Raw genomic sequence first — 22,439 nt, 5'->3', positions numbered from 1 at the left:
CGCGCTCCGTCCTCGTGGAGACGAACCGAACCCACAGGAGCAGCTCGTGGCCTACCCCCTCAACGTCCCCGCAGACGGCGTCGACCCGTCGCCGGCATTCCCCGCCGTCGAGCAGGGGATCCTCGCGTTCTGGAAGGGCGACGACACCTTCCAGGCCTCGATCGACCAGCGCGACGGGTGCACCGAGTGGACGTTCTACGACGGCCCGCCCTTCGCCAACGGCCTGCCGCACTACGGCCACCTGCTGACCGGGTACGCGAAGGACGTCTTCCCGCGCTACCAGACCATGCGCGGCAAGCAGGTCCACCGCCGCTTCGGCTGGGACACGCACGGCCTGCCCGCCGAGCTCGAGGCGATGCGCCAGCTCGGCATCACCGAGAAGCACGAGATCGACGCGATGGGCGTCGACGTCTTCAACGCCGCCGCCAAGAAGTCCGTGCTGCAGTACACCGACGAGTGGCAGCAGTACGTCACCCGCCAGGCGCGCTGGGTCGACTTCGAGGACGACTACAAGACCCTCGACGTGACCTTCATGGAGAGCGTCCTGTGGGCGTGGAAGCAGCTCTGGGACAAGGGCCTCGCGTACGAGGGCTTCCGCGTCCTGCCGTACTGCTGGAACGACCAGACGCCGCTGTCCAACCACGAGCTCCGCATGGACGACGACGTCTACCAGATGCGCCAGGACCAGTCGGTCACCGTCGCGTTCCCGCTGCGCGGGACCCGCGCGACGGAGCTCGGACTCGACGGAGTCCGCGCGCTCGCCTGGACGACGACCCCCTGGACGCTGCCGACGAACGCGGCGCTCGCGGTCGGACCCGAGATCGCCTACGCGGTCGTGCCGGCAGGGCCTGGAGGCGCGGCTGACGGCGGTCCCGCCGGTTCCGCCCGGTACCTGCTCGCGTCCGACACCGTGGCCGCGCACGCGAAGGACCTCGGCTACGCGAGCGCCGAGGACGCGCTCGCCGCCGTGCTGCGCACGGTCGTCGGCGCGGAGCTCGACGGCGTCGAGTACGAGCGGCTGTTCGACCACCTGGCCGACCAGGAGGGCTACGAGCACGCCTGGCGCATCCTCGTCGCCGAGTACGTCGAGACGGGCGAGGGCACGGGCATCGTGCACCAGGCCCCCGCGTACGGCGCCGACGACCAGGAGGTCTGCGCGGCCGCGGGCATCCCCGTCGTGCTCTCCCTCGACGAGGGCGGCCTGTTCACCGCCCAGTTCGGCGAGGTCGCCGGCATGCTCTGGTCCGACGCGAACAAGCCGCTGACGAAGGCTGTGCGCGAGATGGGGCGCCTGCTCCGCCAGGCGTCGTACGAGCACAGCTACCCGCACTGCTGGCGCTGCCGGAAGCCGCTCATCTACAAGGCGGTCTCGTCGTGGTTCGTCCGGGTCACGGCGTTCCGTGATCGCATGGGCGAGCTGAACCAGGACATCAACTGGGTGCCGGACAACGTCAAGGACGGCCAGTTCGGCAAGTGGGTCGGGAACGCGATCGACTGGTCGGTCTCCCGCAACCGCTACTTCGGCACGCCGATCCCGGTGTGGGTGTCCGACGACCCGGCGTACCCGCGGCAGGACGTCTACGGCTCGCTCGAGGAACTCGAGCGCGACTTCGGCCGGCTGCCGACGAACGCCGACGGCGAGGTCGACCTGCACCGTCCGTTCATCGACGAGCTCACCCGGCCGAACCCCGACGACCCGACCGGGCGGTCGACCATGCGCCGCATCACCGACGTCTTCGACGTGTGGTTCGACTCCGGCTCGATGCCGTACGCCCAGGTGCACTACCCGTTCGAGAACCGCGAGTGGTTCGACGCGCACAGCCCCGCGGACTTCATCGTCGAGTACATCGGGCAGACCCGCGGCTGGTTCTACGTCATGCACGCGCTGTCCACCGCGCTGTTCGACCGCCCGGCCTTCCGCAACGTCATCAGCCACGGCATCGTGCTCGGCTCGGACGGGCAGAAGATGTCGAAGTCGCTCCGGAACTACCCGGACGTGTCGGAGGTCTTCGACCGCGACGGCGCCGACGCGATGCGCTGGTTCCTCATGTCGTCGTCGGTCATCCGCGGCGGCAACCTCGTCGTGACCGAGGAGGGCATCCGGCAGGGCGTCCGCGAGTTCCTGCTGCCCCTCTGGTCGACCTACTACTTCTTCACGCTGTACGCGAACGCGTCGGGGGAGACGGGGTACCAGGCCTCGCGCAGCACGGCGAGCACCGACGTGCTCGACCGGTACCTGCTCGCGAAGACCCGCGTGCTCGTCGAGGACGTCACGACGCACCTCGACGCGCTCGACACCCCACTCGCTGCCCAGGCCGTCCGGGACTTCGCCGACGTGCTGACGAACTGGTACGTCCGGCGCTCGCGCGACAAGTTCTGGCTCGGGGCGGACTCGTCGCCCGAGGCCCGCGCCGCGTTCGACACGCTGTACACCGTGCTCGAGACGCTGACCCGCGTCGCCGCACCGCTCGCGCCGCTCGTGACGGAGGAGATCTGGAAGGGCCTGACCGGCGGACGCAGCGTCCACCTGACGGACTTCCCGGACGCCGGCGAGTTCCCCGCGGACGACGCCCTCGTCGCCGCCATGGACCGCGTCCGCGACGTCGCCTCGAAGGGCCTCGCGCTCCGCAAGGCCACCGGCAAGCGCGTCCGTCTGCCCCTCGCCACCCTGACCCTCGTCGTGCCGGACCCCGCCGCCGTCGAGCCGTTCGCGGACATCCTCCGCGACGAGCTCAACGTCAAGCGGGTCGTGCTCGAGGAGCAGGAGGAGTCCTCGCTCGGCCGGTACGGCATCGAGCGGAAGCTCACCGTGAACGCCCGGGCCGCCGGTCCGCGCATCGGCAAGCAGGTCCAGCAGGTGATCCCGGCCGCCAAGAAGGGCGACTGGGCCGCGACCGAGACCGGCGTCACCGTCGGCGGCGTCGACCTCGTCGAGGGCGAGTACACGCTCGACCTCACGGTCGCGGACGACTCCGTGGCGGTGGCGTTCCTCGACGGCGGCGGCTTCGTGGTGCTCGACACCGTGACGACCCCCGAGCTCGAGGCCGAGGGCCTGGCGCGCGACGTCGTCCGGGCCGTGCAGCAGGCCCGTCGCGACGCCGACCTCGACGTCAGCGACCGGATCGCCCTGACGCTCCGGGTCTCCACCGAGGCCGAGGCGGCGGTCCGCACGCACGAGCAGCTCATCGCGGCGGAGACCCTGTCGACGAGCGTGACCGTGACCCCGACGACGTTCGCGCCCGGTGCGGGCTCGGCCGTCGGCGACGCAGCGACGGTGTCCGTGGAGGTGGCACGCGCATGAGCGACGGCAACCAGTACGACGACGACCGGTACGACGACCACGACGGCGTCGACCACGACGGTGCCGACGGCGTGGAGATCCCGGTCGGACCGGCGAGCGACATCTCCCCGGCCGACGCCCTGCCCTACGGCGGGGACGACGACGAGGTCCGCCGTGTCGAGGCCGCGCTCCTGGCCCGGGTCGGCGAGCAGGCACCCGAACGGCGGCTGCACGCGACCCGCCGCGCCGTCGAGCTCCTCGGCGACCCGCACCTGGCGTACCCGGTGATCCACGTCACGGGCACGAACGGCAAGACCTCGACCGCGCGGATGGCAGAGAGCATCGTCCGCGCCCACGGGCTGCGCACCGGGCTCATGACGAGCCCGCACCTGGTGTCGATCCGGGAGCGCATCGTCGTCGACGGCGAACCGATCGCGGCGGCCCGCTTCGTCGAGAACTGGGACGACATCGTCCCGATCCTCGAGATGACCGACGCCGAGCTCACCGCGAAGGGCGAGCTCCCGCTGACCTTCTTCGAGGCGCTCACCGTCCTCGCCCTGGCGTGCTTCGCCGAGGCGCCGGTGGACGTCGCCGTGATCGAGGTCGGCATGGGCGGCGAGTGGGACTCCACCAACGTCGTGCAGAGCCAGGTCGCGGTCTTCGCCCCGATCGCGATCGACCACGCGAAGCAGCTCGGCAACACCGTCGCCGAGATCGCCCGCACCAAGTCGGGCATCATCAAGCCGTCCTCCGCCGTCGTGTCGAGTGCGCAGACCCCCGAGGCGCTCGCGGAGCTCGAGCGGGCGGCCGAGCTCACCGAGTCGACGCTCGCGGTCGAGGGCACCGGGTTCTCCGTCGTGTCCGACACCCCGGCGGTGGGCGGGCAGCTCGTCACCGTGCAGGGCGTCGCCGGGCGCTACGACGACCTGTTCGTCCCGATGTTCGGCCAGCACCAGGCGCACAACGCGGCGCTCGCGATCGCCGCGGTCGAGCAGTTCCTCGGCCGCGGGTCGCAGGCGCTCGACGAGGACGTGCTGTCCGAGGGCCTGGCCGCCGCGACGAGCCCCGGCCGACTCCAGCCGATCGCGCAGGACCCCACGGTCGTCGTGGACGCCGCGCACAACCCGCACGGTGCCCGCGCCCTGGCCGAGGCGCTGCCCGTGGCGTTCCCGTCGGGACACGTCGTCGGCGTCGTGGGCATCCTCGGCGACAAGGACGCCCGCGGGTTCGTCCGCGCGCTCCGGGACACCGTGCAGACGTTCGTCGTCACGCAGCCGCCGGGGGACCGGGCGCTCGACGCGGACGCCTTCGCCCGGATCGTCGTGGCCGAGGTCGGTGAGGACCGCGTCGTCGTCGAGCCCTCGCTCGAACAGGCCCTGCACGAGGCCCGAGACCTCGCGGACGAGGCGGACGCCGAGGACGCGCTCGTGCTCGTCGCCGGTTCGATCGTCATGGTGGGCCGGGTCATGGACCTGGTGCACGCAGAAGGTGAGCGGTGATGACGGACGCACCACGCGCCTCCAGGCCGGGTCGACCGCCCCGGGTGCGGAAGCCGCGTCGCGAACGCGGGGCGCAGGAGAGCCTGCTCTCGATCACCCTCGTGCTCGAGGCGATCATGTTCTTCTTCCCGATGCTCGTCGTGTACGGCAAGGGCACCCTGCCGCCCCTCGCGGCCTTCGGCGGGGGCATCGCGGCGATGATCGTCCTCGCAGCTGCCTCACGCCTGACGGGCAAGTCGGCCGGTGTATGGTTCGGGTGGCTGCTGCAGGCGGCCATCCTCGCCACCGGGCTGATCGAACCGTTCATGTACGCGGTGGGCGTGGTGTTCCTGGCGCTGTGGGTGTTCTGCTTCGTCAAGGGCGGTCAGCTCGACCGGCAGAACGCCGCGCGGCGCGCCGCTCTCGGCGAGGAGTGACCAGCACCCCCGCGACCGAACACTAGGAGCAACTGCGTGTCCGACCTCGAAGAGACCCTCGTCCTCGTCAAGCCCGACGGCGTCGCCCGCCAGCTCACCGGAGAGATCCTCCGGCGCATCGAGGCCAAGGGCTACGAGATCGTCGACCTGAAGATGCTGACCGCGCCGCGCGACCTGCTCGAGGCCCACTACGAGGAGCACCAGGGCAAGCCGTTCTTCGAGCCCCTCGTCGAGTTCATGCAGTCCGGGCCGGTCGTCGCCGTGCGCGTCGGCGGCAACGCGGTGATCCAGGGCTTCCGCTCGCTCGCCGGCACCACCGACCCGACGACCGCCGCTCCCGGCACCATCCGTGGCGACCTCGGCCGCGACTGGGGCCTGAAGGTCCAGCAGAACCTGGTGCACGGCTCCGACTCGCCCGAGTCCGCCGCGCGCGAGCTCGCCCTCTGGTTCGCCTGATCCTCCGGCCCGACAGGACATCGAAGCGATGACGAACAACGACCGACCGACCAAGAACGAACGCCGGCAGCACGCCCGCGAGGTCGCCCGGGAGCGCGCCGAGGCCGAGAAGCGCCGCAAGCGCCGGAAGAAGTGGTTCCTGCAGGGCGGCATCGGCCTGGGCATCGTGGCCGTCGCGGCGATCATCGCGATCGTCGTGGTGAACGTGAACAGCGGCGGGACCACCTCGGCCGCCGGCCCGAAGAACATGGCGACCGGTGCGATCCAGTTCACCGGGCAGAACGGCGAGGTCACCCCGGTGACCTCGAAGGCCGTCAGCGCCTCGGGGACCGAGTCCGCCGTGCCGACCAAGGGCGTCGACGGCTCCGTGCAGGTCACCGAGTACGTCGACTGGGCCTGCCCGATCTGCAAGCAATTCGAGGGCGCCTACGCCGACCAGATCCTGGACAAGGTGAAGTCCGGCGAGGTCACGCTCGCGATCCACCCCGTGTCGATCCTCGACCACAGTTACGCCGGCTCCCGGTACGCCAGCCGTGCCGCGAACGCCGCGATGTGCGTCGCGAACTACGAGCCGGACAAGTTCCTGGACGTGCAGACGCAGTTCTTCGACAAGCAGCCGGAGGAGGGCACGAAGGGCCTGACGAACGCCGAGATCGAGGACCTCGTCAAGGCCGGCGGAGCGACCTCCTCCCAGGTGGCGTCGTGCGTCGCCGACGAGTCCTTCAAGGGCTGGGTCACGAAGACCACGAACGTCGTGCTTGCGGACACCTCCCTGCAAGGTGCCCAGGGCTTCGGCACGCCGACCATCGTGGTGGACGGCAAGCGCCTCGACAACCTGACCGACGTCATGACCGCGATCGAGTCCGCAGCGAAGTAGCCAGTGGCTGCCTGAGCAGCCAGAAGGGCCCCGTTCCCTCGGGAACGGGGCCCTGCCCTCACACTGGTCCGACCACGTTCACGCGATCGAGATCACGCCGGTCCCGCCTTGATCCAACCCGTCGACAGGCACTTCGGGAACTTGTAGATGACGCTCTTCCCGGTCCCGACAGCGATCGCCGGGCTGGACTTCGTCCAGGACGGGAAGCCGACCCACCCATCGCAGTGTGCGGTGAACTTCATGCTCGTCATGTTCCAGCACGTCGCGCTCGCGTAGCCATCCAGCGGCGTCCACGCTGCGTTCTGGCACCCCTTCGCGGCAGCCGACGCCGGGGCAGCCATCGCAACGGAGCCCCCCACGAGCGCACATCCGATCAACGCGGCGGTCAGGATCCGTCGTGCGCGCATCTTCTTCATCATCGTGTTTCCCTCCATCGGGCGTCCCCGAGCCCCCTTCGGCCTCTTGCACGGACGCCGCAGGGCGACCGTAGCGCGTCGTAGTTGCACGCCACAACTGGAACCGGCGGCGAGGTTGTGGGAGTCGTGGTCGGAAGCGGCCGAGGGTGGTCCGCCCTGAGGACTCAGAGAGTGGCGAGCACGCGCGGGAACATGATCAGGATCGACACGACGATCACGGCGTAGTTCGCCAGCACGAACGCCCACGAGTAGGGCAGCAGCGTCCGACCGACCCGCTGGAGCCCGGCGCCGAAGCGCCCCTGCGCCGCGTTCCAGATCGTGAACACCCAGAACATCGGGATGGTCATCGACCAGACCAGCAGGCACCATGGGCAGAGGTAGCCGATCACCCACACGGTCTGGGTGAACAGCCACGTCACGAAGACCCAGGCGAGGAAGACGCCGGTGTTGAACGCGACCCAGAACCACCGACGACCGTTCTGCGCACCGGCGAGGAGCATCACTCCGACGGCCACCGGGGCCACGAAGCCCATGACGCCGAGCAAGGGGTTCGGGAAGCCGAGGAGGTGACCCTGCCAGCTCGTCATGACCTGGGAGCAGCTGACGAACGGGCTGACGTCACAGCTGAGTGCCTTCGTCGGGTTCTCGTACTTCGCGAACTCGTCGAGGACCAGGGAGAAGGACGCGTAGAGACCGACCAGACCGGTCACCAGCAGGAAGATCCCCATGGCGATCGGGCGGCGGGGCGTGGTTGCGCTCGTGCTCACGGCGTCATCTTCGCATGCCGGTTCCGGCCCTTCCCTGGCAGGGCGTGCGACAATGACGAGGTCGCGCGGTCCGCTGCGCGGCGAGCAGAGCTTTCCGGGCCCAGCCCGGACGATCAGGTGCGGTGAGAGCGCACCGTGGTCGGACGTGCGTCACTCCGACGCCGAGCCGCACGGGCCGGGTGCCCGACACGGATCGGTCGCGGACCACCTGAAGACGGCGCACACCGGTCACGAGAGCACGACGACGGGGGCGTGGACGCCACCCGTCACAACCGAAGAGTTCCCGCGGCCACAGCGGTCGCGGACAGAGTTCCCGCCGCCCGTCCGGGCGCGAGCGGGGTCAAGGAGTGCACCAGGACATGGTGGAGCAGAACACCGACAACACGAACAACGAAGACACCACCCCGAAGCGTCGTGGTCGCCTGTTCGGCGGGCGTCGCGCCCGCTCGACCGGCCAGGAGGCCCGTGGTGACGTCGACCAGACGACGGACGTCGACGAGACGGTCGCGCTGACGGAGGAGACGGCCGACGCCACCACGCCGGTCACCACCGTCGACGTCGACGGCACAGCGGTGCCGGTCGAGGTCGCCCCGGTCGCGGGTGGCTCGGACACCCCGGAGGCCGTCTCGACGGTCACGGGCGACCTGCCCGTGGTCGAGCAGCTCGGGGAGCCGGGCACCGGGGAGACCCGCACCGAGGCGACGGGCACCGAGGCGTCGGGCACCGACGGTGCGACGGTCGCGGAGCCGAGCGCCGCCGCGGCGACCCGCGAGACGGATGCGCCCCGTGCCTCCCTGCCGTGGTCCGACGAGCCGGAGGGCGGCGAGCCGACCCCGGAGCCCGCCCCGGAGGTCGTCGTCCCGAAGGCGACGAGCACCCTCAGCCTGATCTTCCACGCGCCGGTCCTGCCGGAGCTGCCCGCGCGCTCCGCCCAGGACGACCGCTACGACGAGGACGACGAGCAGGGCGCCGGTCGGCGCCGGTCGCGTCGCCGCGGCACCAGCGCCGACCGCGAGCAGCGCGGACCGCGCGACCACCTCGAGCCGCGTCGTCGCGAGCCCGAGCTCATCACCGAGCCGCAGCGCATCAAGGGTTCCACCCGACTCGAGGCGAAGAAGCAGCGCCGCCGCGACGGGCGTGACGCCGGCCGTCGCCGCACGGTCGTGACCGAGGACGAGTTCCTCGCCCGCCGCGAGAGCGTCGACCGGCAGATGATCGTCCGGTCGAGCTCGTCGAAGATCGAGATCGGCGTGCTCGAGGACGGCATCCTCGCCGAGCACTACGTGACGAAGTCGCACAACGTGTCGCTCATCGGCAACGTGTACCTGGGCAAGGTGCAGAACGTGCTGCCCTCGATGGAGGCGGCCTTCGTCGACATCGGCCGCGGTCGGAACGCCGTGCTCTACGCGGGCGAGGTCGACTGGGCGTCGGTGGACACCGGCAACCACGGCCGTCGCATCGAGGCCGCGCTCAAGCCGGGCGACAAGGTGCTCGTGCAGGTCACGAAGGACCCGGTCGGCCACAAGGGCGCCCGTCTGACGAGCCAGGTCTCGCTGCCGGGTCGGTACCTGGTGTACGTGCCGAACGGCTCGATGAACGGCATCTCCCGCAAGCTCCCGGACACCGAGCGTGCCCGGCTGAAGAAGATCCTCAAGGAGATCCTCCCCGAGCGCGCCGGCGTCATCGTCCGCACCGCGGCCGAGGGCGCAACCGAGGAGCAGCTGACCCGCGACGTGCAGCGTCTGACCAGCCAGTGGGAGGCGATCCAGAAGAAGGTCGCCGCCGGCCACGCGCCCGTGATGCTGCACTCGGAGCCGGACCTGCTCGTGAAGATCGTCCGCGACGTCTTCAACGAGGACTTCACGAAGCTGATCATCGACGGCGACGCCGCGCGCGGCACGATCGAGGAGTACCTCGACGCCGTCGCCCCGGACCTCAAGGATCGCGTCGAGATCTACGACGGCCCGGACTCCTTCGAGGAGCACCGCCTGAACGAGCAGATCGAGAAGGCCCTCGACCGCAAGGTGTGGCTGCCCTCCGGTGGATCGCTCGTGATCGACCGCACCGAGGCCATGACGGTCGTCGACGTCAACACGGGGAAGTTCGTCGGCTCCGGCGGCAACCTCGAGGAGACCGTCACGAAGAACAACCTCGAGGCGGCCGAGGAGATCGTCCGGCAGCTCCGCCTGCGGGACATCGGCGGCATCATCGTGATCGACTTCATCGACATGGTGCTCGAGTCGAACCGGGACCTCGTGCTCCGTCGACTCGTCGAGTGCCTGAGCCGCGACCGGACGAAGCACCAGGTCGCCGAGGTCACGTCGCTCGGCCTCGTGCAGATGACCCGCAAGAAGATCGGCGTCGGGCTCCGCGAGTCCCTCGACGAGGTCAACGCCAAGGTCAACGACAACAACGCCGACCCGGGGCCGACCAAGGGCCGTCGCAAGAGCCGCAGCGGTTCGGGCAACGGCTCCACCGGCGGCAACGGTGGCGGGTCGAACGGCGGCAACGGGTCGAACGGCGGCGGTTCCTCGTCCGGCACCGGCTCGTCGCACGCGGCGCAGGCGCACCAGATCACCGAGGACGTCAAGAACGCCCTCTCGCGGATCGCCGCTTCGACGCTCCCGCACGACGAGCCGCTGACCGGCATCGCCGCTCCGGCGCGCGGTGCCGCGACGCCGGACGCCGCGTCGGAGACCCCGCTGTCGCCCGTCTCGACCGCCACGCCCGCCTCCGCGCCGGAGGAGTCCGAGCAGCGGAACGGCGATCAGCCCTCGGGCAAGCGTCGTCGTCGCCGCGGTGGCCGCGGTGGCAACGGGGGCTCGGCGCAGACCGAGTCGACGACCACCGAGTCGAGCAGCACCGGGTCGAGCAGCACGGACGCCTCCGCGGAGGTGCCCGCTGCAGCCCAGGAGTCGGTCGTGCAGCCAGCCGCTGCACCCGCGGAGTCCGAGCCCGCCGCTACGGAGCCGAAGGCCAAGGCCCCTGCTCGCCGCCGCGTCAGCTCGAGCGCGCCGGTGACCCCGACGGAGAACACCGTCGCGATCCTGGACATCCCGGTCGCGGTGACCCAGCGCACACCCCGCCCGGTCTCCGGCGACGCCGAGTCCCTGCTCGACTCCGTGCTGCAGGCGCTCCCGGAGCCGAAGCAGCCCGGCCAGGGCCGCTCGCGCTCGCGCCGGGTGTCCTCGCCGAGCATCAGCGCACCGGCGACGAAGGACGACGGCACGGACGGCGACGACGACGGCTCCGTGATCGTGGGGAACTGACGTGACGGGACCGGGGGAGCCGAGCGGGCAGCAGGACCGCGGGTACTACGGTGCGGGCTGGCAGCAGCCCGCGCCGTCGGCCCCGGCGCCGCAGGGCGGGTACGTCCCGCCGCTGCCGCCCGCCCGGGGACCCCGGGACCGCGCCGAGGCCGACCCGCGTCGGGCCTTCGCCCCAGGGGCCTCGCTCGCGAACACCACGGGCGCGCTCATCGCGGTCGTCTCGATCGTGGTCGTCGAGTTCGTGTCGGGGGTCTTCGGGCTCCTCGGGACGTCGCTCGTCGTGCACCCCTTCACGACGTCCGGCACCGGGGCGAGCCTGATCGGCAGCTTCGTCTCCGGGGTCTTCGCGTCCCCGTTCCCGTTCTACGCCGGGGCCTTCCTGGCGCTGGCGTTCCTCACGCCGATCGCGCGCCGCAGCCCGCTGCCCACCGTGCTCCTGCGGGCCGTGCTCGCCGGGGCGGCCGGCACGGTGGCGCTCGCCCTCGTCGGCGTGTTCACCGGGCTGTACGCGGCGACGCGGACCGGCAGCGGTGTCCGACTCGTCACCGACGTGCTGACCGGGCCGCTGCAGAACGGGGTGCCGTTCACGCTCATGCTGCTCGGGACCGCGACGGTCGCGTGGCTCTGGACCGGTCGTCCCCGCGGCGGCCGTCGTGGCGCGTCGGTTGTCGGGCGTCCGGGGACCGTGCGGCCCGCCGACGCGGTACCCCCGGCGACCGTGCAGCAGCAGCCGCAGTACCAGCCGCAGCCGCACCAGCCGCAGTACCAGCCGCAGGCGCCGCAGTACCAGCCGCCCACTCAGCAGCAGCCCGGCGCGCAGGCGTCGGACGGCCGCTGGGCGCCTCCGGCGCCGCGCTGACGCGACCAGCACTGACGCGACCCGCGCTGCTCCGACCAGCGCCGACCCATCGAGTGCCGACGCGAGCCGCGCCGGTGGTGCGCTGCGCGTCGGACCGGTGTCGTGCCTCCAGGCCGTCGACCCCGCGGGCTGCGCAGCCCGCCGTCGTCAGCGCGCCCGCTTGTCCCGCTGCGCGACCCGCAGGCCGCTCCCGATGAGCCGGAGCACCAGCTCGCGGCCGGTCACGGCCGTCGCCCCCAGCGAGACGAGCTCGTCGTAGCGCGCGAGCGGCACGTCGTAGTGGTCGTGGTCGAACGCGCGGCGGGGGATCCCGGCCCGTTCGGCGAACGCGTGCAACTCGTCGTAGGATGCGTCACTGACGAGGTGCGACCAGACGGTGTCGTGGGCGGGCCACGTCGGCGGGTCGATCAACACGGTCACGCGTGCCATCGTACGTGTGTCGCCGTTTGACCGGACCCGTGGGCATCGAGTAAACTCGATCCCTGGTGTCAGCGGGCCGTTCTGCCTGCGTCGCCGATCGGGCCCGGCCTACCGGGAGCCGCTCGTGCAGAAGTGGGCACCCGAGACTTCCCTCAAGCAGAGTACGTAAGGATTTCCACGTGGTTTACGCAGTAGTGCGCGCCGGCGGCCGTCAGGAGAAGGTCGAGGTCGGCACGATCCTCACGATCGACCGTGCCAAGGCCGACGACAAGGGCAACATCGACCTCGCCCCGGTGCTCCTCGTGGACGGTGACAAGATCACCTCGGCGGCTTCCGAGCTCGCCAACGTGACCGTCACCGCCGAGGTGCTCGAGGACCTCCGCGGTCCGAAGGTCGTCATCCAGAAGTTCAAGAACAAGACCGGGTACAAGAAGCGCCAGGGCTTCCGCGCTGAGCTCACCCGCGTCAAGATCACCTCGATCGCGTAAGGCGGGAGTAGAAGATGGCACACAAGAAGGGTGCGAGCTCCACTCGCAACGGTCGTGACTCGAACGCACAGCGCCTCGGCGTGAAGCGCTTCGGTGGACAGGTCGTCAACGCCGGCGAGATCATCCTGCGCCAGCGCGGCACCCACTTCCACCCGGGCGCCAACGTCGGCCGTGGTGGCGACGACACGCTGTTCGCCCTCTCGGCCGGTGCGGTCGAGTTCGGCACCAAGGGCGGCCGCAAGGTCGTCAACATCGTCAACGCGTAACACCGCGACGATCTGACTCTGCGGGAGGGGCGGGCCACGTGCCCGCCCCTCCCGTTCTTCGTTCTGCAGTACCTAGGAGTGGACCCATGGCGACCTTCGTCGACCGCGTGACCCTGCACCTCAGCGCGGGCAACGGTGGCAACGGCTGCGTGTCGGTCCGCCGTGAGAAGTTCAAGCCCCTCGCCGGACCCGACGGCGGCAACGGTGGTGACGGCGGCGACATCGTCCTCGTCGCCGACCCGCAGGTGACGACCCTGCTCGGCTACCACCGCTCGCCGCACCGATCCTCGAGGAACGGCCAGCCCGGCATGGGCGACATGCGCAGCGGTGTGAGCGGCGAGACGCTCGAGCTCCCCGTCCCGATCGGCACCGTCGTGCACGACGAGGGCGGCGAGGTGCTCGCCGACATGACCGAGCCGGGTATGCGCGTCGTCGTGGCCCCCGGCGGTCAGGGCGGTCTCGGCAACGCCGCGCTCGCGACCACGAAGCGCAAGGCCCCTGGTTTCGCGCTCCTCGGCACCCCCGGGTGGGAGGGCGACGTCAGCCTCGAGCTGAAGACCATCGCCGACGTGGCGCTGGTCGGGTTCCCCAGCGCCGGCAAGTCCTCGCTCATCGCCGCGATCTCCGCCGCGAAGCCGAAGATCGCGGACTACCCGTTCACCACGCTCGTCCCGAACCTCGGCGTCGTCGAGTCGGGGGAGTCGCGCTTCACGGTCGCCGACGTCCCCGGCCTGATCGAGGGCGCGTCGGAGGGCAAGGGCCTCGGTCTCGAGTTCCTCCGTCACGTCGAGCGCTGCGAGGCGCTCCTGCACGTCATCGACTGCGCGACGCTCGACCCGGGTCGCGACCCGATCAGCGACCTCGACGTCATCCTCGGGGAGCTCGAGCGCTACCCGGTGCCCGAGGGGCAGACGCCGCTGCTCGAGCGCCCGCAGCTCGTCGCGCTGAACAAGGTCGACGTGCCCGAGGCCGCCGAGCTCGCGGAGTTCGTGACCGCCGAGCTCGAGTCCCGCGGCTACCGCGTGTTCCCGATCTCCACGGCCTCGCGCGCCGGGCTCCGCGAGCTGACGTTCGCGCTCGCCGACGTCGTCGAGCAGGCCCGTGCCGCTCGTCCGGCCGCGCCCGAGCAGGAGCGCATCGTGCTCCGCCCGAAGGCCGTCGACGAGAAGCCCTTCACCGTGCGTGCGGAGGGCGGCGAGGAGCACCGCTTCTACCGGGTCCGCGGCGCGAAGCCGGAGCGCTGGGTCGTGCAGACGGACTTCACCAACGAAGAGGCGATCGGCTACCTGGCCGACCGGCTCGCGAAGCTCGGTGTCGAGGACGGCCTGTTCAAGGCCGGTGCCGTCGCCGGGTCCACCGTGGTCATCGGTGGCGACGGCGGCATGGTGTTCGACTGGGAGCCGACGCTCACGTCGACCGCGGAGCTCATCACGAGTGCCCGCGGCACCGACGCCCGCGTCGGTGGGTCCTCGCGGCCGACCCGCAACGAACGGCGCGAGGAGTACTTCGAGCGCATGGACGCCAAGGCCGCCGCCCGCGCCGAGCTCGAGCAGGAGCGCGTCTCGGGTCTCTGGGCCGACGACGACGAGGACTGATCCCCGCATGACCGACACGACCGCGCGCACCGACCTCGGCCCCGTCTCCGGGCGGCAGGACATCCCGCGTGCGCGGCGGCTCGTGGTCAAGGTCGGGTCATCCTCGGTCAGCGGGGACAACACGGGGCAGATCGCCGCCCTGGTCGACGCCCTGGCCGCGGCGCACGCCCGCGGGACCGAGGTGGTGCTGGTGTCCTCCGGCGCCATCGCCACCGGCTTCCCGTTCCTCGGGCTCGAAGGACGTCCCGACGACCTCGCGACCCAGCAGGCCGCGGCGGCGACCGGGCAGAACGTGCTGATGTTCCGGTACCAGAAGGAACTCGACCGGCACGGGGTGATCGCGGCGCAGATCCTGCTCACCGCGGGCGACCTGCAGAACCCCACCCACCGGGTGAACGCGCAGCGGGCCGTCGATCGGCTCCTCGCGCTCCGGGTGCTGCCGATCGTGAACGAGAACGACACCGTCGCGACCCACGAGATCCGGTTCGGCGACAACGATCGGCTCGCGGCGCTCGTCGCCCGCCTGCTCGGTGCGGACGCCCTGGTGCTGCTGTCGGACGTCGAGTCGCTCTACACGCGTCCGCCGGAGCACCCCGACGCCGAGCCGATCGACGCGGTGCCGTTCGGCGACGAGCTCGCCGGGGTGACCTTCGGGTCGATCGGCAAGGCCGGCGTGGGCACCGGAGGAGCGGGGACGAAGGTCGCCGCCGCGCGGCTCGCGGCCGAGGCCGGGACCGCCGTCCTGGTGACGGCGACGGCGCTCGTCGACCGGGCGCTGTCCGGCGAGCACGTCGGCACGTGGTTCCACGCGGGGCCGCGTCCGTAGGTCTGTCCGGCCCGGCGTCGTTCGGGCAGACCGGACGGGAGGCACGGGTCACCTCCGGCGTGACGGGTCCCGTCACCGGCGTGTCACGGGGGCAGGGGCCGCACTACGATCGTCCCATGTCGCTGACCGCAGCCGCCCCGACCCTGACCGACAAGCTCGTCGCCGCCCGCGCCGCGTCTTCGGCGCTCGCGACCGCGACGACCTCGGTCAAGGACCGCGCGCTGCGCGCGGTCGCGGAGGCGCTCCGTGCCGGGACCGCGGACATCGTCGCGGCGAACCACGGCGACCTCGTGGCGGGCGAGGCGGACGGGCTGTCGTCGGGCCTGCTCGACCGGCTCCGGCTCGACCCGGACCGCATCGAGGCGCTGGCCGCCGCGGTCGAGCACGTCGTCGGGCTGACCGACCCGGTGGGGGAGCAGGTCCGCGGGTCGCGGCTGCCGAACGGGCTGCAGCTGTCCCAGGTCCGCGTGCCGTTCGGTGTCGTCGGCGCGATCTACGAGGCCCGACCGAACGTGACGGTCGACATCGCGGCGCTCGCGCTGAAGAGCGGCAACGCGGTCGTGCTCCGTGGCGGGTCGGCGGCGCTCCGGACGAACGCGGTCCTGGTCGAGCGCATCCGGCAGGCCGTGTCGTCGGTGGGGCTGCCCGCCGACCTGGTGCAGACGATCGACGAGTTCGGGCGGCCCGGCGCAACCGAGCTGATGCGCGCACGGGGGCTCGTCGACGTGCTCGTGCCGCGGGGCAGTGCGTCGCTCATCCAGACCGTCGTCACCGAGTCGACCGTCCCCGTGATCGAGACCGGCGCTGGGGTGGTGCACGTGTTCCTCGACGCCTCGGCACCCGAGGGCCGCGCGGTGGACATCGTCCTGAACAGCAAGGTGCAGCGCCCCAGCGTGTGCAACGCGCTCGAGACCCTGCTCGTGCACGAGCGAGCGGCCGATCGACTCCTGCCCGTGCTGGCCGATCGGCTGCGTGCCGCCGGGGTCACGCTCCGCGGTGACGACGCCACGCGGACGATCGTCCCCGGTGTCCTCCGGGCGACCGAGGCCGACTGGGCGACCGAGTCGATGGACCTCGACCTGTCGATCCGGGTCGTCGCCGACGTCGACGAGGCGATGGCGCACATCGCGCGGTGGTCGACGCACCACACCGAGTCGATCGTGACCGACGACGTCGACACCGCCGAGCGCTTCCTCGCCGAGGTCGACTCGGCCGTGGTGATGGTCAACGCCTCGACGCGGTTCACCGACGGCGGGGAGTTCGGCTTCGGCGCCGAGGTCGGGATCTCCACCCAGAAACTGCACGCTCGCGGGCCGATGGGCCTGCCCGAGCTCACGAGCACCAAGTGGATCGTGCGCGGCCAGGGACAGATCCGCGGCTAGACTGAGCGGCGTCTTCCCACCCGACCGAACGGAGCACCGGACCGATGACCTTACTCGCTGCAGCTGCAGAGACCTCCTCCGGGGTGCCCGCGTTCGTGTTCCCGCTCTGCGGGGCGCTGTTCTTCACGTTCCTCGGCTTCGTCACCTGGAGCTTCCGCGACGTCGCGTACCGTCACTCGCACAAGTTCGAGGCCACCCGCCACGACGAGACGGGTGTCGACGAGTTCGGTCACACCAAGCACTGACCCCCGGCTCGATGCTCGAGAGCACGGGGCGCCCACGCATCGGCGTGATGGGCGGCACGTTCGACCCGATCCACCACGGGCACCTCGTGGCGGCGTCGGAGGTCGCGCGCGCCTTCGACCTCGACGAGGTCGTCTTCGTCCCGACCGGTCAGCCGTACATGAAGTCCGACGTGACGGACGCCGAGCACCGGTACCTCATGACGGTCGTGGCCACCGCGTCCAACCCGATGTTCACCGTGAGCCGCGTGGACATCGACCGCCCGGGGCCGACGTACACGGTCGACACGCTCCGCGACCTGCACGAGCAGCGTCCGGACGCGCAGCTCGTCTTCATCTCGGGCGCAGACGCCGTTCAGCAGATCCTCGACTGGAAGGACCACGATGGACTGTGGGACCTCGCGCACTTCGTCGCGGTCACACGCCCGGGTCACGACCTGAGCATCACCGGGCTACCGGAACGCGACGTAAGCTTGCTCGAAGTCCCCGCGCTGGCGATATCGTCCACCGACTGCCGCGACCGGGTCAGGCGCGGGTTCCCCGTGTGGTACTTGGTCCCCGACGGCGTCGTCCAGTACATCTCCAAGCACCATCTGTATCGGAGCGTTGCATGAGTTCGTCCGACGCGCAGCCGCCACTGTCGCGGCGCCAGGCGCGCGAGCGGGAGCGTGCCGCCGCAGCGGGTTCGCAGCCCGTCACGCCTCCGCCGACCGTCGCCGCCCCCGACCGGACCGAGGAGCCTCGGCGTCGGCCCGGCTCGCACGTGGCCCCGTCGTTGAACGGTCCTGCCCAGCGACCGGTCCAATCGGCGCCGGACTCGTCCGCGCCGAACTCCTCCGTCCCGTCGGCGCCGAACTCCTCCGTCCCGTCGGCGCCGATCGCTCCTGCGCCCGTGGGTTCCGCGCCGAGCCCGTCGGTGCCCGTGACCAGCGTGCCCGTGACGTCGGCGCCGGCGTCGGCGACCGAGATCGTCCCCGGGACCGGCGGCATGACGCGCCGGCAGCTCCGGCTCCTGCGCGAGGCTGAGGGCCAGGCCGTCCAGCCCGTCCCCCTCCGTGCGCCGACCCCGCAGTCGTCGGACCGGACCGTGCAGGACGTCATCGGGTCGGTCGACACCCTCGACCGCGGTGCCGACGGCGGGCGTCCGCCCGGCTCGGCGCCGCAGCCCGCCGTCGTGCCGTCCGACGGCCGCCGTGACGAGGAGTCCGCGACGGATCAGGTCGCCGAACCCGAGTCCGACGTCCTGGACGACGCCGCGATCGCACAGGCGACCGAGGCGGACGGCTCCCCGGACGCGCTCGAACCCCTCAGCGAGGCCGCCGCGCACGCCGAGGAACCCCGACGTCACCGGTCCACCTGGGCAGCGCACGACGACGAGACCCCTGCCGAGGACGGGTCGGTCGACGCCGCGCCCACCGCGGCGCCGTTGCCCGGGGTCCCCGCCGTCCCGAGCGTGCCGTCGTCCGCGACCCCCGGGGTCTTCCCGCTGTCGCTCGACGACGACACGAACGAGGTCCCGGTCCAGCAGCCGACCGTCACGAGCGACCCCGACGACGAGCTCGACGCCCCGGCCGTCCCCGACGCGTTCCGTCGGCCGGTCGAGCCGAAGCCCGTGACGACGGCGTTCGCCCCGCCGACCGGTCACTGGTCGCAGCTCGCGCACGACTCGAACGACGCCGAGGTCCACGACGAGGAGACCGGCACCCGCCGCGTCGCCGTGCACAACACGAACTCGATCGTCCTGCCCGACTCGGCCCTCGCGGACCCCACCGGTGCGCTGAACGCCACCGGCGAGGTCATCCTCACCGGTTCGATCGACCTGCCGGCGTCGCTGTCGTCGACCGGGTCGCACCGGCCGATCGACGGGGCCGAGGTCGACCGTCTGCTCGAACAGCACGACGAGCAGCCCGAGACGGACGCCAGCCCGGTCCGGGCCAGCCGTGCGATCTCGAGCCACACGTCGACGCGCCAGGTCGTCCTCGCGGCCGCGAAGCCCAAGGAGTCCCGCACGCCGGTGATCCTCGGCGTGACCGTGGGGGCCGTCGGCGTCGCAGCGGCGGCCGTGATCATCGTCGCGCTCGTCACCACGCACATGGGCGGCTGACCCAGCCGCCACCGTCCCGATCACCCACCCCGCTGCCCGGCCTGGCCGGTGTCGGCGGGGTGGCCTATGATCGGGTCCCATCACCGGGGCCCGCACACCGCGGGTCCGACCGACCGGAAGGACTCCGTGACCGCCTCCCCACGCGCACTGGAACTCGTACAGCTCGCGGCCACCGCGGCCGACGACAAGCAGGCCGAGGACCTCGTCGCCCTCGACGTGACCGGCCCACTGCAGCTCACCGACGTGTTCCTGCTCGCGACCGGCCGGAACGAGCGCAACGTGCTCGCCATCGCCGACGAGGTCGAGGACCGACTGATCCAGGCCGGTGCCAAGCCCCTCCGTCGCGAAGGACGGACCGAGGGCCGCTGGGTCCTCATCGACTTCGGTGACATCGTCGTGCACGTCTTCCACGAGGAAGACCGTCAGTACTACTCGCTCGAGCGTCTCTGGTCGGACTGCCCGACCATCCCGCTCGAGCTGTCGGTCGACCAGACCGCGGCCGCCGACCAGTCGGCCTGAGCGCCGCCCGCTCGCGACGCGCCCGGGTGACGAGGCCGATTTCGTCACCCGGCGTTCGCGTGGTGTACGCTTCCATGGTGCCTCCGGGAACGGGGACACGGAACAACAGCAACACCCGTACGGGTCTGTGGCGCAGCTGGTAGCGCACCTGCATGGCATGCAGGGGGTCAGGGGTTCGAGTCCCCTCAGATCCACCCGAACACACCACGGAACAACCCCGTCGCTCACGAGCGGCGGGGTTGTTCCGTTCCCGCCGCCCGTACCCGTGTCCGTGCCCGTGCCCGTGCCCGTGTCCGAGGGCGTCCGGCGGCCCCACTACGCTGTTGCGCATGAGCAACGACGCGCCCCTGTCCGGATCCGCCCTGACGATCACCGCGGCCGGCTACACGGCCGAGATCGCCTCGGTGGGGGCGTCGCTCCGCACCCTCCGGTACGAGGGCCGCGACCTGGTCGTGCCGTTCGACGCGGACGAGGTCCGCCCGGCCTTCCGTGGCGCCGTCCTCGCACCGTGGCCGAACCGGGTCGTCGACGGTCGCTACACGTTCGGCGGGCAGGAGCACGAGCTCGCGCTGACAGAGCCGAAGCGGCACCACGCCCTGCACGGTCTCGTCGCGTGGACCGACTTCCGCACGGTGTCCCACGAGCCCGACCGGGCCGTCCTCGCCACCACGGTCGCCGCGCAGGAGGGCTACCCCTTCCGCGTGGAGGTCCTCGTCGCGTACCACCTCGACGCAGACGGGCTCCACACCACGATCACGGGCACGAACACGGGCGGTGCCGCAGCGCCGTGGGGGACCGGGCCGCACCCGTACCTGGTCGGCGGTGCCGGTCGGGTGGACGACTGGACCCTGACGCTGCCCGCCGCCCGGGTGCTCGAGGTCACCGAGGACCGCCTCGTCCCGACGGGCCTCGCAGACGTGCACGACGCGTTCGACCTCCGCACCCCCACGCCCCTCGGTGACCGGTTCATCGACCATGCCTTCACCGACTTCGACCGCGACGACGCCGGCACCGCCACGATCGTGCTCACCGCCGCCGACGGACACGGGGTCCGCGTCGCGTTCGGTCCGGAGTGCCCGTGGGTCCAGGTCCACACGGCCGACCACGTCGTGCCCGAGTACCACCGCGCCGGCCTGGCCGTCGAGCCGATGACCTGCGCCCCCGACGCGTTCAACGCCGGCGCGGACGCGGGCCTCGTCGTGCTCGAGCCCGGTGCGTCCCACGCCGCCTCGTGGACGATCGCGGCGGTCTGACCGGAGCGCGGGTCGTCGTCCGTCGGCTGACCGACGGCACGGGCGCCGCGCCGGACCTCGGGGCGATGTGCGCCGCGACCCCGGCGGACGTCGTCTGGCTCGACTCGGCACTGCCGGCCGGTGCGCCGGACACCGCCCACGATCGCGCCCGCTGGTCGGTGGTCGCGTGCACGGACGGGCCGTTCGCGACGCGCTTCCGGCACGAGGACCGGCTCGCCCGGATCACCGTCAGCCCGGCCGCCGAGCGCTGGTTCGACGGGACCCGGACCGAGGACCGACCCGCCTTCGCGGTGCTCGCCGACCTGCTCGACCGGACGCCGCGGCTCGACGCCCCGGTGGGCGGCTGCGGCTTCGCGCTCGGCTGGATCGGGTTCCTCGGCCACGAGCTCGGCCGCGAGGTCGACGGCCCCGACCGGACCGCCGACGGCCACGCCGACGCCGACCTGCGGTTCGTCGACCGGGCGGTCGTCGTCGATGCGCGCGGTGGCGCGTGGGCCCTCGCCCTCGTCGACCCGGCGGAGGCGGCGGCCAGCGCGGCGAACCGGGCGTGGCTCGACGCGGTGCCGGTGCCGGTCCCGTCGACCGCAGCGGGACCGGCGGACGCCGCCACGATCCTCCCGTCCGGCACGGCGACCGGCCGCGTCCCGCGCGCCGCGTACGAGACGGCGGTCGAGGTGTGCCGTGCGGAGATCCGCGAGGGCAACGCGTTCCAGGTCTGCCTCACCACCGCCTTCGCGGTCGGCCTGGAGGCGCGGGTCGGGTCCGGCACGGACCCGCACCTGGACGAGTACCTGCGGCTGCGTACCGTCGACCCCGTCCCGTTCGGCGCGTACCTGCGACTCGGCCCGCTGCGGGTCGCGAGCCGGTCCCCGGAGCGGTTCCTGCGCATCGAGGCGACCGGGCGGGTCGTTGCGGAACCCATCAAGGGGACGCGTCCGCGTGACCCCGACCCGGAGCGGGATCTGGCCGTGCGGACCGGGCTCGCGGCGAGTGCGAAGGACCGCGCCGAGAACGTGATGATCGTCGACCTGCTCCGGAACGACCTGCTGCGTTCGGCGCGGCCGGGGTCGGTCCGGGTGGAGCGCCTGTGCGACGTCGAGACGTACGCGAGCGTGCACCAGCTGGTGTCGACGGTCACGGCGGTGCTGCCGGACGGGACGTCACGGGCCGAGGTCGTGCGCGCGGCCTTCCCGCCGGGGTCGATGACGGGCGCGCCGAAGCCGAGCGCGTCGGCGATCGCGGACCGGCTGGAGGGGGCGCCGCGCGGGGTGTACTCGGGGGCGATCGGGTACTTCTCGGCGGACGGCTCGGTCGACCTGTCGGTGGCCATCCGCACACTGGTGACGGTCCTCGACGATGCGGGCTCGGTGCGGACGAGGACGTTCGGGGCCGGGGGCGCGGTGACGTGGTCCTCGGTGGCGGCGGACGAGGCGGACGAGGTCGAGGCGAAGACGCGGTCGGTGTTCGGCGGGCTGGGGATCGTCGGGCGCTGGTAGGGGTGCGGG

At 71.9% G+C, this 22,439-nt stretch carries 21 protein-coding genes and 1 tRNA gene; 19 read left to right on the top strand and 3 right to left on the bottom strand.

Going from position 1 to position 22,439, the window contains the following annotated elements; genetic code table 11:
* Nucleotides 1-46: 46 nt before the first annotated feature.
* Genes ileS through HUN59_RS13240 form a run of 5 tightly spaced genes read left to right on the top strand, consistent with a single transcriptional unit; the run spans nt 47 to nt 6,528 of the window.
* Nucleotides 47-3,301 (top strand): isoleucine--tRNA ligase, encoded by a 3,255-nt coding sequence (gene ileS / locus HUN59_RS13260; protein ID WP_174778609.1) that lies wholly within the window; start codon nt 47-49, stop codon nt 3,299-3,301.
* Entirely contained in the window at nt 3,298-4,779 is a 1,482-nt protein-coding gene (locus tag HUN59_RS13255; RefSeq protein ID WP_174778608.1) for a bifunctional folylpolyglutamate synthase/dihydrofolate synthase, read from the top strand. The genes ileS and HUN59_RS13255 overlap by 4 nt, the downstream gene beginning before the upstream one ends.
* Nucleotides 4,779-5,195 (top strand): DUF4233 domain-containing protein, encoded by a 417-nt coding sequence (locus HUN59_RS13250; RefSeq protein WP_083519912.1) that lies wholly within the window; start codon nt 4,779-4,781, stop codon nt 5,193-5,195. Before HUN59_RS13255 ends, HUN59_RS13250 begins: the two co-directional genes overlap by 1 nt.
* Before the next feature lie 36 nt (nt 5,196-5,231).
* On the top strand, nt 5,232-5,651 hold the full coding sequence (gene ndk / locus HUN59_RS13245; protein ID WP_174778607.1) for a nucleoside-diphosphate kinase: 420 nt from the start codon (nt 5,232-5,234) through the stop codon (nt 5,649-5,651).
* Between the two features lie 28 nt (nt 5,652-5,679).
* Nucleotides 5,680-6,528: a DsbA family protein gene (locus tag HUN59_RS13240; protein ID WP_174778606.1), complete on the top strand. Its 849-nt coding sequence runs from the start codon at nt 5,680-5,682 to the stop codon at nt 6,526-6,528.
* 92 nt (nt 6,529-6,620) lie between these two features.
* On the opposite strand, the gene HUN59_RS13235 is transcribed toward HUN59_RS13240, so the two are convergent.
* Together HUN59_RS13235 and HUN59_RS13230 are read right to left on the bottom strand one after the other, a co-directional pair.
* Complete coding sequence (locus HUN59_RS13235; protein WP_167510028.1) at nt 6,621-6,770, bottom strand: hypothetical protein; 150 nt, start codon at nt 6,768-6,770, stop codon at nt 6,621-6,623.
* 338 nt (nt 6,771-7,108) lie between these two features.
* Nucleotides 7,109-7,711, bottom strand: a complete 603-nt coding sequence (locus tag HUN59_RS13230; protein WP_254629879.1) for a vitamin K epoxide reductase family protein — start codon at nt 7,709-7,711, stop codon at nt 7,109-7,111.
* 359 nt (nt 7,712-8,070) lie between these two features.
* Between HUN59_RS13230 and HUN59_RS13225 the strand changes: the two genes are divergently transcribed.
* Nucleotides 8,071-10,980: an Rne/Rng family ribonuclease gene (locus HUN59_RS13225; protein WP_174778605.1), complete on the top strand. Its 2,910-nt coding sequence runs from the start codon at nt 8,071-8,073 to the stop codon at nt 10,978-10,980.
* Between the two features lies 1 nt (nt 10,981).
* Nucleotides 10,982-11,839 carry a hypothetical protein gene (locus HUN59_RS13220; RefSeq protein WP_174778604.1) on the top strand — a complete coding sequence of 286 codons (858 nt, stop codon included), beginning with the start codon at nt 10,982-10,984 and terminating at the stop codon, nt 11,837-11,839.
* Between the two features lie 147 nt (nt 11,840-11,986).
* On the opposite strand, the gene HUN59_RS13215 is transcribed toward HUN59_RS13220, so the two are convergent.
* A complete protein-coding gene (locus HUN59_RS13215; protein WP_058741654.1) occupies nt 11,987-12,259 on the bottom strand; it encodes a DUF4031 domain-containing protein in 273 nt (90 codons plus the stop codon).
* 179 nt (nt 12,260-12,438) lie between these two features.
* On the opposite strand from HUN59_RS13215, the gene rplU reads away from it, so the two are divergent.
* The 12 genes from rplU to HUN59_RS13155 all read left to right on the top strand — a co-directional run bounded on the left by rplU (nt 12,439) and on the right by HUN59_RS13155 (nt 22,430).
* Entirely contained in the window at nt 12,439-12,747 is a 309-nt protein-coding gene (gene rplU, locus HUN59_RS13210) for a 50S ribosomal protein L21 (protein WP_058741645.1), read from the top strand.
* A gap of 14 nt (nt 12,748-12,761) precedes the next feature.
* Entirely contained in the window at nt 12,762-13,013 is a 252-nt protein-coding gene (rpmA, locus tag HUN59_RS13205; protein ID WP_058741646.1) for a 50S ribosomal protein L27, read from the top strand.
* Nucleotides 13,014-13,099: 86 nt separating this feature from the next.
* Entirely contained in the window at nt 13,100-14,608 is a 1,509-nt protein-coding gene (gene obgE, locus HUN59_RS13200; RefSeq protein WP_174778603.1) for a GTPase ObgE, read from the top strand.
* 7 nt (nt 14,609-14,615) lie between these two features.
* The gene (proB, locus tag HUN59_RS13195) at nt 14,616-15,434 is read left to right on the top strand and encodes a glutamate 5-kinase (protein ID WP_254629878.1); all 819 of its coding nucleotides are present in this window, start codon (nt 14,616-14,618) and stop codon (nt 15,432-15,434) included.
* Nucleotides 15,435-15,550: 116 nt separating this feature from the next.
* The gene (locus HUN59_RS13190; protein WP_141860745.1) at nt 15,551-16,816 is read left to right on the top strand and encodes a glutamate-5-semialdehyde dehydrogenase; all 1,266 of its coding nucleotides are present in this window, start codon (nt 15,551-15,553) and stop codon (nt 16,814-16,816) included.
* A gap of 44 nt (nt 16,817-16,860) precedes the next feature.
* Nucleotides 16,861-17,061, top strand: a complete 201-nt coding sequence (locus HUN59_RS13185; protein WP_174778602.1) for a hypothetical protein — start codon at nt 16,861-16,863, stop codon at nt 17,059-17,061.
* Nucleotides 17,062-17,072: 11 nt separating this feature from the next.
* Complete coding sequence (gene nadD / locus HUN59_RS13180; RefSeq protein ID WP_083519913.1) at nt 17,073-17,672, top strand: nicotinate-nucleotide adenylyltransferase; 600 nt, start codon at nt 17,073-17,075, stop codon at nt 17,670-17,672.
* Nucleotides 17,673-17,980: 308 nt separating this feature from the next.
* Nucleotides 17,981-19,162, top strand: a complete 1,182-nt coding sequence (locus HUN59_RS13175; protein ID WP_144802150.1) for a hypothetical protein — start codon at nt 17,981-17,983, stop codon at nt 19,160-19,162.
* 126 nt (nt 19,163-19,288) lie between these two features.
* A complete protein-coding gene (rsfS, locus tag HUN59_RS13170; RefSeq protein ID WP_058741657.1) occupies nt 19,289-19,681 on the top strand; it encodes a ribosome silencing factor in 393 nt (130 codons plus the stop codon).
* 121 nt (nt 19,682-19,802) lie between these two features.
* Nucleotides 19,803-19,875, top strand: a tRNA-Ala gene (locus HUN59_RS13165).
* A 135-nt stretch (nt 19,876-20,010) separates the two neighbouring features.
* Nucleotides 20,011-20,934 carry an aldose 1-epimerase family protein gene (locus HUN59_RS13160; protein ID WP_174778601.1) on the top strand — a complete coding sequence of 308 codons (924 nt, stop codon included), beginning with the start codon at nt 20,011-20,013 and terminating at the stop codon, nt 20,932-20,934.
* Nucleotides 20,913-22,430 (top strand): anthranilate synthase component I family protein, encoded by a 1,518-nt coding sequence (locus HUN59_RS13155; RefSeq protein ID WP_174778600.1) that lies wholly within the window; start codon nt 20,913-20,915, stop codon nt 22,428-22,430. Before HUN59_RS13160 ends, HUN59_RS13155 begins: the two co-directional genes overlap by 22 nt.
* Nucleotides 22,431-22,439: the final 9 nt, after the last annotated feature.

The organism is Curtobacterium sp. Csp2 (genome assembly GCF_013347165.1).
Note: the sequence above shows the minus strand (reverse complement) of the source record. Positions and strands in the feature narration are given on the sequence as shown.

Bases quoted from the DNA above. Each gene is read 5' to 3' on its own strand.
- HUN59_RS13255 (WP_174778608.1), top strand. From the start codon at position 3,298: ATGAGCGACGGCAACCAGTACGACGACGACCGGTACGACGACCACGAC.
- HUN59_RS13250 (WP_083519912.1), top strand. From the start codon at position 4,779: ATGACGGACGCACCACGCGCCTCCAGGCCGGGTCGACCGCCCCGGGTG.
- HUN59_RS13240 (WP_174778606.1), top strand. From the start codon at position 5,680: ATGACGAACAACGACCGACCGACCAAGAACGAACGCCGGCAGCACGCC.
- HUN59_RS13235 (WP_167510028.1), bottom strand. From the start codon at position 6,770: ATGAAGTTCACCGCACACTGCGATGGGTGGGTCGGCTTCCCGTCCTGG.
- HUN59_RS13225 (WP_174778605.1), top strand. From the start codon at position 8,071: ATGGTGGAGCAGAACACCGACAACACGAACAACGAAGACACCACCCCG.
- rpmA (WP_058741646.1), top strand. From the start codon at position 12,762: ATGGCACACAAGAAGGGTGCGAGCTCCACTCGCAACGGTCGTGACTCG.
- obgE (WP_174778603.1), top strand. From the start codon at position 13,100: ATGGCGACCTTCGTCGACCGCGTGACCCTGCACCTCAGCGCGGGCAAC.
- proB (WP_254629878.1), top strand. From the start codon at position 14,616: ATGACCGACACGACCGCGCGCACCGACCTCGGCCCCGTCTCCGGGCGG.
- HUN59_RS13190 (WP_141860745.1), top strand. From the start codon at position 15,551: ATGTCGCTGACCGCAGCCGCCCCGACCCTGACCGACAAGCTCGTCGCC.
- HUN59_RS13185 (WP_174778602.1), top strand. From the start codon at position 16,861: ATGACCTTACTCGCTGCAGCTGCAGAGACCTCCTCCGGGGTGCCCGCG.
- nadD (WP_083519913.1), top strand. From the start codon at position 17,073: ATGCTCGAGAGCACGGGGCGCCCACGCATCGGCGTGATGGGCGGCACG.
- HUN59_RS13160 (WP_174778601.1), top strand. From the start codon at position 20,011: ATGAGCAACGACGCGCCCCTGTCCGGATCCGCCCTGACGATCACCGCG.